This window comes from uncultured Corynebacterium sp. (genome assembly GCF_902489365.1).
Lineage (GTDB): Bacteria > Actinomycetota > Actinomycetes > Mycobacteriales > Mycobacteriaceae > Corynebacterium.
On the sequence record NZ_CABTZR010000156.1, the window covers coordinates 1 to 2,299 of the forward strand.

3 protein-coding genes are annotated in these 2,299 nt (G+C 60.6%); all 3 read right to left on the reverse strand.

Annotation, left to right across the window (positions count from 1 at the left end; genetic code table 11):
* The coding region (locus RDN59_RS12075; protein WP_308608046.1) for a carboxyltransferase domain-containing protein at positions 1-357 on the reverse strand (357 nt) is incomplete at its 3' end.
* Positions 357-1,118 (reverse strand): 5-oxoprolinase subunit PxpA, encoded by a 762-nt coding sequence (locus RDN59_RS12080; protein WP_308608047.1) that lies wholly within the window; start codon positions 1,116-1,118, stop codon positions 357-359. The genes RDN59_RS12075 and RDN59_RS12080, both read right to left, overlap by 1 nt.
* A gap of 194 nt (positions 1,119-1,312) precedes the next feature.
* Positions 1,313-1,963 (reverse strand): hypothetical protein, encoded by a 651-nt coding sequence (locus tag RDN59_RS12085; protein WP_308608048.1) that lies wholly within the window; start codon positions 1,961-1,963, stop codon positions 1,313-1,315.
* Positions 1,964-2,299 lie beyond the last annotated feature (336 nt).

Below are 2,299 nucleotides of genomic sequence, written 5' to 3' on the forward strand. Positions count from 1 at the left end.
CCCCCAAAGGGCCGGGAGCCACTCGGTAGACGTGTGCCAGTCAATGAGGCCTTCGCGTGACATCCCCATCAACTCCGCGGCCTCGTCGAGGTCCTCGCCGTCATAGAGAACGTCGATCTCCACAAAGCGCGGATCCTCGCCCGCCTGCGCGGTGGGGTGGAAGTCCTGCAGCTTCTCGGCGGCTGCGGCCGCGGAGTTCGGAGTGGCAAAGGTCAGCAGCAGGGTGGTGGCGGCGGCAATCGCGTCGACTTGGTCCTTAAGCGGATTAGCGTCGAGGGCCGCGTGCCACGCCATGACCTGGGACAAGTCCTCCAGCTCTACGAGCAGCGCGCGCGTTCCTACGGGGTGAATATGCATCAGATGGCGCTCCGAATCTCAATCCCGCGCGCCTGCAGTTCCTTGACCACACCGCGCAGCAGCTGGACCGCACCGGGCGAATCACCGTGCGTGCACACCGACTGGGCATCCACGTTGAGCACGGAGCCGTCGATGGCCGTGATGGATCCCGTTTCGGCGACCTCGAGCACGCGCTTGACGACGTCCCCCTCATCACCCATCACCGCATTCGCCTCTCGCCGTGAGACGAGCGTGCCATCGGGGTTGTAGTTGCGGTCAGCGAAGGCCTCACGGATGACGGTGAGCCCCTTCTTCTCTGCGATGTCGACGGCGATGCCGCCGGGCAGCAGCATGACGGGCAGGTCGCCGAAGGCCTTGATGCCGTCGATAACCGCGTGGGCCTGGGCCTCGTGGTGGACGATGGTGTTGTACATCGCGCCGTGCGGTTTAACGTAGGACACCCGAGTCCCGTTGGCCTGGGCCAAGGCTTGGAGGGCACCGATTTGGTAGGTGACTTCGTCGGCAAGCTCGGCAGGTGCGTAATCGATGAAGCGGCGGCCGAATGCTGCTGGGTCGTTATAGCCAACGTGCGCGCCGACGGTTACTCCTGCTTCTGCGGCTGCCTTGAGGGTGCCCGCGATGGAGTGCGGATCGCCGGCGTGGAAGCCGGTGGCGACGTTGGCGGAGGAGACGAGCTGGAGCATCGCGGCGTCATCGGCCACGGGGTTGCCGGCGGTGGTTTCGCCGAGGTCAGCGTTGAGGTCTATGTGCAGCGTGCTCATGACAGGAGGACACCTCTTCTATAGTTCTCGAATTGTTGAACAATCTATGGGTGCTTAGTGTAGTCCGCATCACGTCAATTTGTGAAGTGTGTCCCGCAACTGCGTTGTGGGGGTAAGTGAAAGCGCCCCCGTGCCACAGGTGTTGTGGCGCGGAGGCGCTGGTACTAGGTGCCTGTGGAACAGGCGTTAAAGACTTAGAGCTTCAGGGCGTTCTTGACGAACGGGAAGGCAGCTGCGATGACGGCGAGAACGCCGGCAACGATAGCAGCGATGCCGAGCGGGGTCGGCTTGTTGTCCTCGGAGGAGAGCTCATCCTTGATGGAGCTCTTCTTGTCCTCGTTGTCCTTATCCTTATCCTGCTCGTTCTTGTCCTTATCCTTATCCTGCTCGTTCTTGTCCTTATCCTTGTCCTGCTCGTTTTGGTCCTTGTCCTTATCCTCGGACGGGGTCTTGTCCTTATCCTTGTCCTCATCCTCGACAGGTGCAGGATCCTGACGCTCGCCGTCGACGATGTCGTAGTCGACCTTGCCCGGACCGCCCTGGGAAGCGCCCCAATCGCCGAGGTCGATCGGTGCAGAGTCGCACACGGGTGCACCCGCCTTGGCCAGATCGAAGATCTGGGCGCGGTTCAGCTTGACGTTCTCATCGCTGGTGGACGTCCAGATGAACTCGCTAACCTTCTTGAAGGTGTGCTCCTTGTCATTGACGGTGGCAGTGAACTCGGCCTTGGGGGAGCCGCAGGAGGTAGCGGTGGCGGCTTCCTCAGCGGAGGCGACGGTGGTGCCAGCGAACGCGAGAGAGCCGGTCAGGGTAGCGGCGAGCAGGGCGCGGGAGAAGGTGTTCATGTTGTCTCCAAATGGGATGAAATAGAAGTGAAAAATAGTGAATCGGAAAGGCTATAGAACCAATCCGATAACCGGTATCGGCTGAGGAAAGAGTGTAGGTCGCTCATGCGGCGGATGCCGCAGCTTTGAATGTAAATTTGACCATTTTTAATCTGACCCTTAGCTAACGGGTGTATCCGGGCATCGAAAACACCCCCAATCACTTGAATCAAGTGATTGGGGGTGGCTGGTCAACACCGACACTGCGGCGTCGTTAGTTCTTCAGGTTAGAACGGAAGCTTGATGCCCAGTGCGCGTGCAGCATTCGGGACGATTGCAGCCAGTGCGCCAAGGACG